The following is a 13769-nucleotide window of genomic DNA, read 5'->3' as shown; positions in this document are numbered from 1 at the left end:
AAAACATGCAGATCGGAATGATGGGACTGGGCAGGATGGGCGCCAACATGGTGCGGCGCCTGCTGCGCGATGGCCATGAATGCGTGGTCTACGACATCAACCCGGCCAGCGTTGAAGCCCTTGTGACGGCTGGCGCGATCGGAGCCGCTTCGATGGAGGATTTCGTCGGCAAGCTGACCAAGCCGCGCAGCGCCTGGCTGATGCTGCCGGCGGCGATCACCAGCCGGATCGTCGATCAGGTGGCCGACCTGATGGAGCCGGGCGACATCATCGTCGACGGCGGCAATTCCTATTATCACGAAGCTGTCGACCATGCCGCGCGCCTGGCATCGAAAGGCTTGAACTATGTCGATGTCGGCACCAGCGGCGGCGTCTGGGGCCTCGAGCGCGGCTATTGCCTGATGATCGGCGGCCCAGACAGCGCGGTCCAGCATCTCGATCCGGTCTTCGCTACCCTGGCGCCGGGCGCCGATGCCGGGGTGCCCGCCGCCGGCAAGGATGCCGGAACCGCCCCCTTCGGCTATCTCCACTGCGGGCCGAGCGGCGCCGGCCATTTCGTCAAGATGGTCCACAACGGCATCGAGTACGGCGTCATGGCCGCCTATGCCGAGGGCATGAACATCCTGAAGTCGGCGAATGCCGGCAAGCGACAGCGGACCGCCGACGCCGAAACCAGTCCCTTGGAAAACCCGCAATATTACCAGTTCGACATCGATATCGCCGAGGTTGCCGAGGTCTGGCGGCATGGCAGCGTCATCGGCTCCTGGCTGCTCGACCTCACGGCGGGCGTATTGAAGGCCGATTCGGGGCTGACGCAGTTCGGCGGACGGGTTTCGGATTCCGGCGAAGGCCGCTGGACGCTGAAGGCGGCGATCGACACCGGCGTGCCGGCGCCGGTTCTGTCCTCGGCCCTGTTCGACCGGTTCGCCTCGCAAGGCGAATCCGAATTCGCCGACAAGCTGCTGTCCGCCATGCGCTATGCCTTTGGCGGCCATGTCGAAAAGCCGAAGACCGGCTCGTGACGGGGAAGACACGCTCATGAACCAGGAACGGTCCGACACGCTGGTGCTTTTCGGGGCGACCGGCGACCTCGCCCACAAAAAAATCTTCCCGGCACTTTACGCCATGGTCGCCAAGGGAACGCTCACCGAACCGGTGATCGGCGTCGCTTTCGACGCCTGGGACCTGAAGCAGTTGCAGGCGCGCGCCCGCGACGGCATCGCCAAGGCCATCGGCAAGGTCGACGAGAAGATATTCGCGAAACTTGCCTCGCTGCTTCGCTATGTCAGCGGCGACTACCGCAGCGCCGCGACATTCGAGAAGCTGAAAAGCGCGCTCGGGACCGCGCAGCACCCGCTGCACTATCTGGCGGTGCCGCCGACCATGTTCGAGACGGTCATCCAGGGACTGGAACAGTCGGGCGCAGCCCAGGGCGCGCGCCTGATGGTGGAAAAGCCGTTCGGTCACGATCTGCAATCGGCGCGCTGGCTGAACCGGGTCCTTCACCTGGTGTTCGACGAGCAGTCGATCTTTCGCATCGACCATTATCTCGGCAAGGAGGCGATCCAGAACCTGCTCTATTTCCGCTTCGCCAATTCCTTTCTCGAGCCGATCTGGAACCGCAATTTCGTCGAGAGCGTGCAGATCACCATGGCCGAGGATTTCGGCGTCGAAGGCCGCGGCCGCTTCTACGACGAGGTCGGCTGCATCCGCGACGTCATCGAGAACCATCTGCTCAACATCCTGCTGCTGCTGGCCATGGAGCCGCCCGTTGGCCGCTCGGCCGACGATCTGATCGACGAGAAGGTGCAGGTGCTGCGGGCGATCAGGACGCTGACCAGTGACGATGTCGTGCGCGGCCAGTTCAAAGGCTATCTCAGCGAGCCGGGCGTCGCGCCGAATTCGCCGGTCGAGACCTTCGCGGCGGTGCGTTTCCTCGTCGACACCTGGCGTTGGCGGGACGTGCCCTTCTTCATCCGCGCCGGCAAATGCATGCCGGTGCACGCCACCGAGGTCATCGTGCGGCTGAAGCGGCCGCCGCTCGACGTCTTCGACCCGATCAAACCCGGAGATGCGAATCACGTCCGTTTCCGCATCGACCCGCAGGTGGCGATCTCGATCGGCGCCCAGCGCAAGGCCGCTGGTGATGACATGATCGGCGAGCAGGTCGAACTCACCGCGCTCGACGACAGCCAGGGCGACATGCCGCCCTATGAGCGGCTGATCGGCGACGCCATGAACGGCAACGGCCAGTTGTTCACTCGCCAGGATGCCAGCGAGCTTGCCTGGCGGATCGTCGGCCCGGTGCTTGGCGACACCATGCCGCCACACCTCTATGAGCCGGGAACATGGGGTCCCGCCGACGCGATGGCCGGGTTCGGACCGCCGAACGGCTGGATCAACCCGGCGAAATGAACTCGGAGGCGACGCAATGGCCAAGGCGGCGAAAAAGCAAGCACCGGACAGCGAAAAGATCGTGCTTGCGATCGATATCGGCGGCTCCCATGTCAAGATCCTCACCAGCGCCGGCGGCGAGGAGCGCAGAGCCGATTCCGGGCCCGGCCTGACGCCGCAGCAGATGATCGCCGTCGTGCAGACGCTCGCCGATGGCTTGCCCTACGATGTCGTCTCGATCGGTTATCCCGGCCCGGTGCACCACAACAGGCCACTGGCCGACCCCGCCAATCTCGGCAAGGGTTGGGTCGGATTTGACTTCGCAACGCAGTTCGGCAAGCCGGTGAAGCTGGTCAACGACGCGCTGATGCAGGCCGTCGGCAGCTATGAAGGCGGGCGCATGCTGTTCCTGGGTCTCGGAACCGGACTCGGCGCTGCGATGATCCTCGACAACGTCGCCCAGCCGATGGAACTCGCGCATCTTCCCTACAAGAAGGGCAGCAGCTTCGAGGACTATGTCGGCGAACGCGGCCTTGAAAAGCGCGGCAAGAAGAAATGGCGCAAACACGTCTTCGACGTCGTCGAGCGGCTGCGCGCCGCCCTTCAGCCTGACTATGTGGTCATCGGCGGCGGCAATGTCGACAAACTCGACGAATTGCCTGCCGGTTGCAGGCGTGGCGACAACACACGCGCCTTCGACGGGGGATTTCGACTGTGGCGCGACAAATCCCTGATTGTCTGATATTATAGCGGTTCGGGCCAAACCTGTTGATCTGGCCCGGCCGTTAGTATTGTTATTCAAAATAATGTGTAGCGTGGTGCGGCGTCATTGCGTTATGCAGATTTGCCGACTAGGAATTCTGCGACCCCACTAACGGAGAAAATAGATTGACCGACGACAGCAACAAAGCCCGCAAGGACATCGACCTTCTCGAGCTGACCGCTCACATCGTGTCCGCTTACGTCGAGAAGAACCGCTTGCCCGCTTCCGGCCTCGGCGATCTCATCGCCAGCGTCAGCGCGTCGATAGGTGGGCTCGGCCAGCCCGCCGTTCCGGTCGCAGCACCGCTGATCCCGGCGGTAAATCCCAAGAAATCGGTGACGCCGGATTACATAATCTGCCTCGAAGACGGCAAGAAGTTCAAATCCCTGAAGCGCCACATCGGCGTTCATTTCGGACTGACGCCGGATGCCTACCGCGCCAAATGGGGCTTGCCAGCTGACTATCCGATGGTCGCCCCGACCTATGCGGCCTCGCGCTCGCAGTTGGCGAAGGCGATCGGCCTTGGCCGCAAGGCCGCCCCGCCGGCGCCGGTCAAGAAGACCAGGAAGCCCAAGGCCACGGTCTGACGCGCTCGAAGCCGCCTTTGACGCTCGAGATTGGCGAAAGCCGTCGCGGCGTCCAATCTCCCCCCTTGAGGGGGGAGATGTCTGGCAGGACAGAGGGGGGCGCGCGGGGGAACTCGACCTGCGCGCCTAACAACCCCTCCGCCTCCGCTGTGCAATTAGCATGGTAGCCGGAAATCCTTGATCCAGAGCCGATTTTTGCGCGCGCCTCGCACCGAACTGCGTTAAAAGCGCTGTGGTCGGACCAGCGCCCTCGTGGAAGTGCCCCGCCGGCCGACTTCCTTGCCACGGGGCCTGATTCATGACACCCGAACCTCACGCACCGCCCGACCGGCGCTATGCCGCCTTCCGGCACAAACCCTTCCTGAGCTATTGGGCGGCACGCTTCCTCGCCACATTCGCCACCCAGATCGTGTCCGTCGCCGTCGGCTGGCAGGTCTACGACCTGACCCGCGATCCGTTCGATCTCGGCCTTGTCGGCATTGTCCAGTTCCTGCCTTCGCTGCTGCTGGTGCTGATCACCGGGGTGGTCGCTGACCGTTTCGGCCGCCGCCTGATCATGGCGCTGATGGTGCTGCTGGAGGCGATCTGCGCGCTGGCCCTGCTGCTGCTGACGCTGCGCGGTCTTAGCGGACCGGGATTGATCTTCGGCGTGCTCGCCATGTTCGGCATCGCGCGCGCCTTCTTCGGACCGGCCGCGGCGTCGCTGTTCGCCAACCTCGTGCCGCCGGAGGATTTCGGCAACGCGATCGCCTGGAATTCGTCCGCCTGGCAGACGGCGACCATCGTCGGACCGGTCGCCGGCGGCCTGCTCTACGGGCTTTCGGCGCAAGCGGCATACGGGACCGCTGCCGTTCTGATGTTTGTCGCCGCGGTGCTGGTCTTCACCATCCCGAAGCCTGCCCAGCGCAGCGAGACCGACAGGCCGACGATGCAGACCCTGTTTGCCGGCTTCGGCTATATCTGGAGCGAGAAGATCGTGCTCGGCGCCATTTCGCTCGATTTGTTCGCCGTGCTTTTGTCCGGCGCCACGGCGCTGCTGCCGGTCTATGCGCGCGACATCCTCGAACTCGGCCCTTGGGGCCTGGGACTGTTGCGTTCGGCGCCGGGCATCGGCGCCATCTGCGTTGCCATCTGGCTGGCCGGACATCCGATCCGCAACCATGCCGGCGTGGTCATGCTCGGCTTCGTCGCGCTGTTCGGCGCCTTCACGGTGCTGTTCGGCCTTTCCACCATCACCTGGCTGTCGATCGCAGCGCTCGCCTTGCTCGGCGCCGCCGACATGTTCAGCGTCTACATCAGAGAGACGCTGATCCAGCTGTGGACGCCGGACAAGGTTCGCGGCCGCGTCAATGCCGTCAATCAGGTTTTCGTCGGCGCCTCCAACGAGCTCGGCGAATTCCGCGCCGGCACCATGGCGGCATTGATCGGCACTGTGCCCGCGGTGGTGATCGGCGGCGTCGGCGCAGTCGTTGTCGCCGGGCTGTGGGCGGTGCTGTTCCCGCAGCTGCGCAGGGTGCGCCACCTGAACGGGCGAAACTGATCCCAGGGCGCGCTGATCCGGGCAAACCAGATCAGATCAGGACAGCGCCGGCTTGCCGAAGATCGTCTGCAGGAATTCGCCGAGCCAGCGCTTGAGATGCATGTCCCAGATCAGCCGGCCGCCGAGATGATCGCGACCGGGCTGCGCGCCGGGCAACTCGAAGCGATGCGCGCCGCGAACGACCCAGCGCTGCATCATCGCCCTTGTCAATTCGCCATGGAACTGGATGCCCCAGGCATTGTCGCCATAGCGAAAGGCCTGGTTTGGATAGGTTTCGGCCGTCGCCAGCAGCGTCGCGTCCTTCGGCAGCGAAAAGCCCTCGCGGTGAAACTGATAGACCATCTCGGGCCAGCGCATCAGCTTCTTGCCGTCCTCGGTCGCTGTCAGCGGATACCAACCGATCTCGACCAGCCCCTCGCCATGACCCTCGACCTTGCCGCCAAGATGGTTGACCAGCATCTGCGCGCCGAGGCAGATGCCGAGCAACGGCCGGTTCTCCCTGAGCGGAATTTTCAGCCAGTCGGTCTCGCGGCGGACGAAATCGTCCTCGTCATTGGCGCTCATCGGTCCGCCGAACACCACGGTTCCGGCATGACCATCCAGTGTTTCCGGCAAGGCGTCGCCGAGCGGCGGGCAGCGGAGATCGAGGTCGAAGCCTTCTTCGATAAGCATGTGGCCGACGCGCCCGGGGCTCGAACTCTCCTGATGCAGCACGATCAGGATTTTTGGTCTCGGCCTTGGCGTGGGTGGCATGGGGAATCCCGTCTATTCGTCGCTCGATGTTCCAGCCGCGCCCGGCACTTCGGCGGCCGCCTTGCGGCGTGCCTCGACGCGGTCGTGGCGTTCGACATCCATCAGCTCGGCGACGCGCCAGACGATATTGTCCTCGAGCTCGTGCAATTCGCCATCGGCATAGACGATTTCCCACATCAGGCCGATGAAGGCTTTTCGCGCGTCCGGATCGAGCTGACGCTTCAAAGCGCTGGTGAAGGCGTAGAGGTCGATCGCCTCATTGTCGGCCCGCTCGCCGGCAGCGGCAAGCGCGTCGAGCTCGTCGCCGCTGATCGAATAGCTTTCCGCCAGCACCGCCTTGAACCGCTCCCATTCGGCATCCTGACGCACGCCGTCGGCACTCATCACATGGTAGAGAAGGGCGGATGCGGCAACGCGCGGGTCATCGGCGTTGTTGCGGGCGCGGCCGGCTGCCGGCAGGTCCTTCAGAAACGACAGAACGCGTTCGAACATGTGGTTCCTACTTCCCATCCGCCAAAACTTTCAAGCTCAGCCAAACTTTTCAAGCTCAGCCAAATCAAAACAATCGAAACTTGCGTGGTGATTTTTGCTCTTCGTCGTCCGGATCGACGCCGGGATCGTCGGGCAGCCGGGCCATTTCCTCCGCCGGTTCGGCAGCGTCGCCATCCGGCGGCACTGCGGCAGACGCCGTGGCGGTGACCGGCGCAACATCGTCTTCGTCAGTTTCCGATGCCGCCACGGCGGTCGGTCTTTCGGCCGAACCAGCAGGGTTCAGCTCGATCACATTTTCCTTTTCCGGCTTCGTTGGCGCTGCAATTGTTGGCACCGCGGCGTCCGGCGCATCCTCGTCACTGTCGATGAGTTGGCCGAGCCGCTCCATCGGCGCACGCCACTCGAAGGCGTCGAGCTTGCCGGTGATCGGCGACACCGGCGCCCAGCGTTCGGAAACGACGCCGTCGGCGACCCAGGCCGGATCGCGCGGTGCACGCACTGCCTTGGACAAAAGCTGCCGCACCTTGCCCTGATCGCCGGTCTCGGCCTCCTCGATGTCGGCCAGAAGCAGATAGGCGCCTTCGCGGCGATCCATGCGGATAGCCGCCTCGGCCTCTTTGCGGGCGGTTGAAAAGTCCTGCGCGTCGAGCGCGGCGCGCGCCACCGCCAGCGACGATTCGGCGTGGTTCTTTTTCATCTCCTGCAGCTTCTTCGCCCGGTTCAGCCGGTCGAGCACGGCATCGCCTGGCCGGGCGTGGGTGTAAAGCTCGGCGATCTCTGGATGCGGCTCGGCTTTCCACGCCGTTTCGAGGATCTTCGCGCCCTTGCGCACATCATTCTGTCTGAACAGCAGTTTGGCTGCGTTCACCGCCGCCGGCGCGAAATCCGGCCGCAGCCGGTTGGCCTCCAGAGCAGCGGTTTTGGCGGCATTGGGATCGCTGTCGATCAGCGCCTGCGCTTTGGCGGTGAGCAGCACGGCGCGACGCCGGTTGGCGGCATCGCGCTCGATCTGCCGCGTCGATTTCTGCGCCTCGACCAGTTTCAGCGCGCCGTCCCAGTCGCCGCGCCCGGTCAGGTCTTCCAGCGTCGATTCGGCGGCCCAGGCCAGTTGCGGCGCCATCGCCGCAGCGCGGCCGGCGTAGTGCCGCGCCGCGTTGCGGTCGCCGAGGCGTTCGGCCTCGAGATAAAGCCCGCGCAGGCCAAGCAGCCGCATTTCGGGATCGTCGAGCATGGTCTCGAACTTTTCGCGGGCACCCTCATGGTCGCCTTCGAGCAGCGAGGCTTGCGCCTCCAGCAATTGGATCAGCGGCTCCTGGTCGGAGCGGATCAGCTTTGCCGCTTCCTTGGTCTTCTTGCGGGCGAGCGCTCCGTCACCGGCGCCGGCGGCAATCATGCCGGTCGACAGCGCCTGATAGCCACGATCGCGACGGCGCACGCGGAAATAGCGCGAGATCGTGTAGGGGCTGTTCCACAGCGCCTTGAGCAGCCACCAGACGATCATCACCGCGGCAACCACGGCAACGACCGCCACCGCCGCCACCATCAGGCTGACCTGGTATTGGTAGCCGCTGAAGGTGACGACCATCTCGCCCGGCCGGTCGGCCAGCCAGGCGAAACCCAGCCCGAGCGCGAAAACCACGACGAGGAAAAGCAGAATGCGAATCATCGGGTTTCCCTCACGCCTTCATCGCACTGGCGATCAACGCGTCGACCTGCTTCTCGACCTCGATTCGCGCCTTCAGTTTGCCCGCAAATTCGGCGCCGGCAGCCTTCACCGCCTCGGGCAGCATATCGTATTCGCTGAGCGCCTTGGCGTAATCGCCCTGATTGACCGCTACCTCCATGCGGGCGACGGCTTCCGGTGCGCCAGCGCCTTCGACGGCACCAATCGGCCTGACCTTGACCAGCGATTGCGCGCTCGACAGCAGGTTTTGCAGGAAGCCGGCATTCTGGTCGACGGGCTCGGAGGCAGCGACCATGGCATTGGCGGCGGCAGGCATTTCGGTTGCGATCTCCGACCGGGTCGGAACGCCCTTTTCGGCGTAGGCACGCAAGGCTGCGATCTCTGGAGCATCCGGCGAAATCGCCGTAAAGGTTTCGAGTTCGGCGGCGAATGGCGCGCCACGATCGAGTGCTGCCTTCAGCGCCGATGCGGCGATGGCGAGCGCAACCTTGGGCTGCCCGGCCTGTGCCTCGACCTTGCCGGAAAGCTGAGACACCGACTGTTCCAGCGCCGCAAGCCGGCCGTCCTGTGCCTTCGCCGCCTCGCCGGCGGATTTCACCGCCGCGTCGAGCCCGGCCAGCTTTTCATTGAGCGGTCCGAGATCGACCGGCGCCGTGTTGCCGGTCTGGCCAAGCGCCGCAACCGCCGTCTCGATCTGCCTGACCTTGTCGCCGAGGGCTGCAAGCCCGGCAGTGTCGCCTGCTCCGCCCTGCTCGATCGCCGATTTCAGCGCCGCAACATCCGTCTTGACCTGATCCAGCGCTGACGACAGCCCGTCCACCTTGGCCGAGGCGTCATTGTTGCCGGCTGTATCCTTGAGCCCGGCAATCTCGCTCTTCAGCGCAGCGATTTCGCTATTGACGCCATCGAGCGACACGCCGCCCGAGGACGAATCGCCAGCCCCTGGCGCGCCTAGCAGGCCGGCAAACTGCAGCCCTCCGGCGGCAGCCAGCGCGATGACGCCGCCGATAATGCCGGCGGCGATGCCGTTGATGCCGCCACGCTTCGGCTGCGCTGCCATGTCTTCAGTCCCTGCCTGGGTTTCCTTCGGCGCGTCTGCGGCGCCCGCCTTGGCCGAAGCGTCCTTGGCCGATGCGTCATCGAAACTGTAGTCGAAGGCCCGCTCCGCCGGTCCCCCCGAGCCGGCCGGATAAGTCGGTTTGGGCCCTTCAGGAGTTTTGGCGCCACCCTCTGCCGGCTGTTCCGACCCGGCCGGCGGGGCCGCTTCGGTATGTTCCCACGGCTCGATGTCGGTCTGGTCGGCATGGACGGGTTCTTCAGGCGCTTCCGGCTGCGACGCGCTTGCCGCCTCCTCCGCCTTCGCCTCGTCGGTCCGCCCGTTGGCGGCATCCTCGTCGGCAACGCGCGAGACAGCGCCGGGATCGAGCTCGATGGTCACCGGCTCGCGACGGCTTTTCGAATGCCGCATCTTCGGCGTCTTGACCATGCTTGGGCTCCGCAAATTTCGCTTCGGGATGGTTCAGAAAGGGTCTAGCACATCACCAAGCGGTGAAAAGGGGCGGCGTGATGACACGGGGTCAAGGCGACGTCCGCAAAAGCTCCAGCAGGGCCTCCTCGCTGGGCTCCGGCGCAACGCGGAGCTGTTCTGAGGCAACAGTCTCCAAGGCTGCGGCGATACGTCCGGACAGCGCAAAAAAACATGTGTTTTTAAACAGCTCACGCAGCGCCGGCCGCCCAGCCAGCGCCTGCAGCGCTGTGGCGGCCTTGGCCGAATAGAGCAGCACCGCCTCGACCGGCAGGCCGGACAAGCGCGCAAGAACGGCCCCGTCGGAATAATCCAGCGCGACCGTGTCATAGGTCTCGACGGCGCGAACCTGAACGCCTGCCGGCTGCAGCCGCTGCTCGAAACCCGAATAACGCACCCGCCCGCACAGATAGACGATGGTTTGTCCAGCGTAATCGCCGGCAAGCGCATCCGCCAGCGCCTCGGCATCGCCCGGCCCTTCGCTGACCGACAGAAACCCGGCCGCACGGGCGGCCTGCGCTGTCCGTCTGCCGACGGCATGGCAAGGCAAACCGGCGAGCGCCGCGCTGATTTCTTTCGGCGCATGGCGCACGGCATTGGCGCTGGTGACGGCAACGGCCGCGGCATTGGCTGCGACCCTGTCCGGGTCAACCGGCAGCGCCACCGTTTCGGTCAGCGGCAGCAGGATCGGCTTAAAACCCAGGTCCTCGAGCCGCTGTGCCGTGCGCGAGGCGCCCGGCTCCGGCCTCGTCACCAGGACGCGACGCATGTCAGGCCCAGTCGTCGAAGAATTTTTCGCCGGCCTTGGCCCGCACGATCCTGGCGGCTTCGTCGCCGATGCGCGCGGCATCCTGCGCCGGGCCTTCCGCCTTGACCTCATGGGATTGCACGCCGTCCGGCGAGATGATCAGTCCGCCGAAGAACACGGTTCCGGCCGATATCGTCGCATGGCCGGCAATCGGCGTGCGGCAGGAACCGTCGAGCGCCGCCAGGAAAGCGCGTTCGCAGGCCAGCGCCTGCCCGGTCGGCACGTCGTGGACTGCCGTCAGCATTCTTTCCACATCGAGGTCGCCGATGCGGCTTTCGATGCAGATCGCGCCTTGCCCCGGCGCCGGCGGAAAGCTGTCGAGCGGCATCAGGTCGGTGACGACATCTTCGAGCCCGAGCCGCTTCAGCCCGGCATAGGCAAGGATGGTACCGTCGGCGACGCCCTCGTCGAGCTTGCGCAGCCGCGTCTGCACATTGCCGCGGAACATCACCACGTCGAGATCCGGCCGCATCCGCCGGATCAGCGCCTGGCGTCGGAGCGACGACGAACCGACCTTCGCGCCGTGCGGCAATCCGGCGATCGTTTTGGCCGCCTTGCCGACGAAGGCGTCGCGGGCATCCTCGCGCGGCAGGAAGGCAGACAGTTCCAGCCCGTCGGGCAACACCGTCGGCATGTCCTTCGACGAATGCACGGCGATGTCGATGCGGCGCGCCAGCAGCGCCTCCTCGATTTCCTTGGTGAACAGCCCCTTGCCGCCGGCTTCCGACAGCGGCCGGTCCTGGATGCGATCGCCGCTGGTCGAGATGACGACCACCTCGAATGCCTCAACCGGCATACGGTGAGCGGCCATCAGCCGCGCCTGCGTTTCATGCGCCTGCGCCAGCGCCAGCGGGCTGCCGCGTGTTCCGATTTTCAAGGTTGTTTGCATGGCGCGCTGTCCGTGATAACCGGCAGATAGAGGTCTGTTGAGATTCAGGTCAGGCCGAGCCGAAAATGGTGGTTTCCGAGAACCGGAGCGGAGCGTACTTTGAGTACGTGAGCACCGGAAGCGCAGGAACCCGCTATTTGCAGGCCGGCATCACCTGAATATCAACAGACCTTGGGCTTTCTCCTAACGGGGAAAGCCTGGTTGCACAATCTCCAGGGATGGCAACGAATTGATCCGCGTTCTGGGCATTGAGACGAGTTGTGACGAGACCGCCGCCAGCGTCGTAGCGCTGGACGGCGGCGGCGCGCCGAAAATCCTGTCTGATATCGTGCTCAGCCAGATCGAAGAGCATGCCGCCTTCGGCGGCGTCGTCCCGGAAATCGCCGCGCGCGCCCATGTCGAGGCGCTGGACGGCATCATCGAGGCCGCGCTTGCCGATTCAGGCGTCGATCTCGCCGATATCGACGCGATCGCTGCGACCGCCGGCCCCGGCCTCGTCGGCGGCCTGATCGTCGGGCTGATGACGGCCAAGGCGATCGCAGCCGCGGCGAACAAGCCGCTGATCGCCATCAACCACCTCGAAGGCCATGCGCTGACCGCGCGGCTGACCGACGGGCTCGACTTTCCCTATCTGTTGCTGCTGGTGTCCGGCGGCCACACGCAGATCGTCGCGGTGCGCGGCGTTGGCGACTACCAGCGCTGGGCGACGACCATCGACGATGCGCTCGGCGAAGCTTTTGACAAGACAGCCAAGATGCTCGGCCTGCCCTATCCAGGCGGGCCGAATGTCGAGAAGGCGGCGGCGACCGGCGACGCCGCGCGCTTCGCCTTCCCGCGGCCGATGAAGGGCTCGGCGCAGCCCGATTTTTCCTTTTCCGGGCTGAAGACCGCCGTGCGCCAGGCAGCGACGGCCATTGCCCCTTTGAGCGACCAGGACGTCGCCGACATCTGCGCCTCCTTCCAGGCGGCGGTTGCGGATGCGCTGGATGACCGTGTTTCGAGGGCGCTGAACCGTTTCCGCCAGGAGTTTCCGAGCGAGCTGAAGCCTGCGCTCGTCGTTGCAGGCGGTGTCGCCGCCAACCGGACGATCAAGACCACACTCGAAGCCCTGTGCGAGAAGGGCGGCTTTGCCTTCGTCGCGCCGCCGCTCAAGCTCTGCACCGACAATGCGGCGATGATCGCCTGGGCCGGCATCGAGCGGCTGCGCGCCGGCATATCGGGTGAAAACACCGCTGATTTCGTGCCGCGTTCGCGCTGGCCGCTGGACAGCATCTCCGCTCCGATGGTCGGCTCGGGCCGGCGCGGAGCCAAGGCATGAGCGGTAGCGGGCACAAGGTACCAAGCGGCTGGCGCGTTGCCGTGCTCGGCGGCGGTGCCTGGGGCACGGCGCTGGCGCTGGCCATGTTGCGCGCCGGTCATTTCGTCCGCCTCTATGCGCGCGACCCGGAGACCGTCGCCGCGATCGACCGTGGCGAAAATCCGCGCTACCTGCCTGGCATCGCGCTCCAGGCCGGCATCGTGGCAACGAGTGATATCGAGGCTGCGCTCGACGGCGCCGACTGCGTGCTGGCGGTGGCGCCGGCGCAGTCGCTGCGCGCCATACTGGCCGCCGCGAAAGCCCATATGCCGAAAGACGTCCCGCTGGTCCTCTGCGCCAAGGGCATCGAGCGCGACACCGGCGCATTGCTGTCGGCGATCGCTGGAGAGATCCTGCCTGAAAATCCGGTCGCCGCCCTGTCCGGGCCGAGCTTCGCCACTGACGTCGCCAGGGGGCTGCCGACGGCCGTGGTGGTCGCCGCCGGCAATGAGGGTCTGGCGGCCGACCTGGCCGAGCGCTTTTCGGCGCAGAATTTGCGCTGCTATTCGAGCGACGACCTCATCGGCGTCGAGATCGGCGGCGCGCTGAAGAACGTCTTCGCCATTGCCGCCGGTGCGGTCACCGGCGCCGAGCTCGGCGCCAGCGCCCAGGCCGCCATGGTGACGCGCGGCTTTGTCGAATTGCGCCGCATCGGCGCCGCCTTCGGCGCCAGGCCGGAAACGCTGATGGGACTTTCCGGTCTCGGCGACCTGTTGCTCACCTGCTCGTCCGCCCAGTCGCGCAATTTCGCCTACGGGCTGGCGCTGGGGCAAGGCAAGCCGCTTGCCGGGCTGCCCCTGGCCGAAGGGGTGCCGACGGCGGCGATCGCCGCCCGCATCGCCGCCGAGCGCAACATCGACGCGCCGATCATCAGCGCCGTCGCCGCCATACTGGACGGCACGATCACCATCCGCCAGGCTGTGTCGGCGCTGATGACAAGGCCGCTGAAGACCGAAACCGACGTGTAATGTTGAACA

General features: G+C 65.6%; 13 protein-coding genes. 7 read left to right on the top strand and 6 right to left on the bottom strand.

The window, feature by feature from the left end; genetic code table 11:
* Window positions 1-5: 5 nt before the first annotated feature.
* The 5 genes from gnd to AC0L17_RS20165 all read left to right on the top strand — a co-directional run bounded on the left by gnd (window position 6) and on the right by AC0L17_RS20165 (window position 5284).
* Entirely contained in the window at window positions 6-1022 is a 1017-nt protein-coding gene (gnd, locus tag AC0L17_RS20185) for a phosphogluconate dehydrogenase (NAD(+)-dependent, decarboxylating) (protein WP_287173821.1), read from the top strand.
* A gap of 16 nt (window positions 1023-1038) precedes the next feature.
* Entirely contained in the window at window positions 1039-2415 is a 1377-nt protein-coding gene (gene zwf / locus AC0L17_RS20180) for a glucose-6-phosphate dehydrogenase (protein ID WP_473517123.1), read from the top strand.
* Between the two features lie 16 nt (window positions 2416-2431).
* On the top strand, window positions 2432-3136 hold the full coding sequence (locus tag AC0L17_RS20175) for an ROK family protein (protein WP_473517122.1): 705 nt from the start codon (window positions 2432-2434) through the stop codon (window positions 3134-3136).
* 146 nt (window positions 3137-3282) lie between these two features.
* The gene (locus AC0L17_RS20170; RefSeq protein ID WP_023800548.1) at window positions 3283-3744 is read left to right on the top strand and encodes a Ros/MucR family transcriptional regulator; all 462 of its coding nucleotides are present in this window, start codon (window positions 3283-3285) and stop codon (window positions 3742-3744) included.
* A 298-nt stretch (window positions 3745-4042) separates the two neighbouring features.
* The gene (locus tag AC0L17_RS20165; protein ID WP_473517121.1) at window positions 4043-5284 is read left to right on the top strand and encodes an MFS transporter; all 1242 of its coding nucleotides are present in this window, start codon (window positions 4043-4045) and stop codon (window positions 5282-5284) included.
* A gap of 36 nt (window positions 5285-5320) precedes the next feature.
* Here the strand turns inward: AC0L17_RS20165 and AC0L17_RS20160 are convergent, their stop codons facing one another.
* The 6 genes from AC0L17_RS20160 to hemC all read right to left on the bottom strand — a co-directional run bounded on the left by AC0L17_RS20160 (window position 5321) and on the right by hemC (window position 11435).
* Window positions 5321-6037 carry a glutamine amidotransferase gene (locus AC0L17_RS20160; RefSeq protein WP_077380871.1) on the bottom strand — a complete coding sequence of 239 codons (717 nt, stop codon included), beginning with the start codon at window positions 6035-6037 and terminating at the stop codon, window positions 5321-5323.
* Window positions 6038-6049: 12 nt separating this feature from the next.
* A complete protein-coding gene (locus AC0L17_RS20155) occupies window positions 6050-6529 on the bottom strand; it encodes a tellurite resistance TerB family protein (protein ID WP_473517120.1) in 480 nt (159 codons plus the stop codon).
* 64 nt (window positions 6530-6593) lie between these two features.
* A complete protein-coding gene (locus AC0L17_RS20150) occupies window positions 6594-8195 on the bottom strand; it encodes a heme biosynthesis HemY N-terminal domain-containing protein (RefSeq protein WP_473517119.1) in 1602 nt (533 codons plus the stop codon).
* Between the two features lie 10 nt (window positions 8196-8205).
* The gene (locus AC0L17_RS20145; RefSeq protein ID WP_473517118.1) at window positions 8206-9699 is read right to left on the bottom strand and encodes a COG4223 family protein; all 1494 of its coding nucleotides are present in this window, start codon (window positions 9697-9699) and stop codon (window positions 8206-8208) included.
* A 91-nt stretch (window positions 9700-9790) separates the two neighbouring features.
* Entirely contained in the window at window positions 9791-10507 is a 717-nt protein-coding gene (locus AC0L17_RS20140) for a uroporphyrinogen-III synthase (protein WP_473517117.1), read from the bottom strand.
* A gap of 1 nt (window position 10508) precedes the next feature.
* Complete coding sequence (hemC, locus tag AC0L17_RS20135) at window positions 10509-11435, bottom strand: hydroxymethylbilane synthase (RefSeq protein WP_473517116.1); 927 nt, start codon at window positions 11433-11435, stop codon at window positions 10509-10511.
* 232 nt (window positions 11436-11667) lie between these two features.
* On the opposite strand from hemC, the gene tsaD reads away from it, so the two are divergent.
* A complete protein-coding gene (gene tsaD, locus AC0L17_RS20130) occupies window positions 11668-12753 on the top strand; it encodes a tRNA (adenosine(37)-N6)-threonylcarbamoyltransferase complex transferase subunit TsaD (RefSeq protein WP_473517179.1) in 1086 nt (361 codons plus the stop codon).
* The gene (locus AC0L17_RS20125) at window positions 12750-13760 is read left to right on the top strand and encodes an NAD(P)H-dependent glycerol-3-phosphate dehydrogenase (RefSeq protein ID WP_473517115.1); all 1011 of its coding nucleotides are present in this window, start codon (window positions 12750-12752) and stop codon (window positions 13758-13760) included. The genes tsaD and AC0L17_RS20125 overlap by 4 nt, the downstream gene beginning before the upstream one ends.
* The last annotated feature ends 9 nt before the right edge of the window (window positions 13761-13769 follow it).

It is taken from the genome of Mesorhizobium sp. WSM4829, assembly GCF_055811475.1.
Note: the sequence above shows the minus strand (reverse complement) of the source record. Positions and strands in the feature narration are given on the sequence as shown.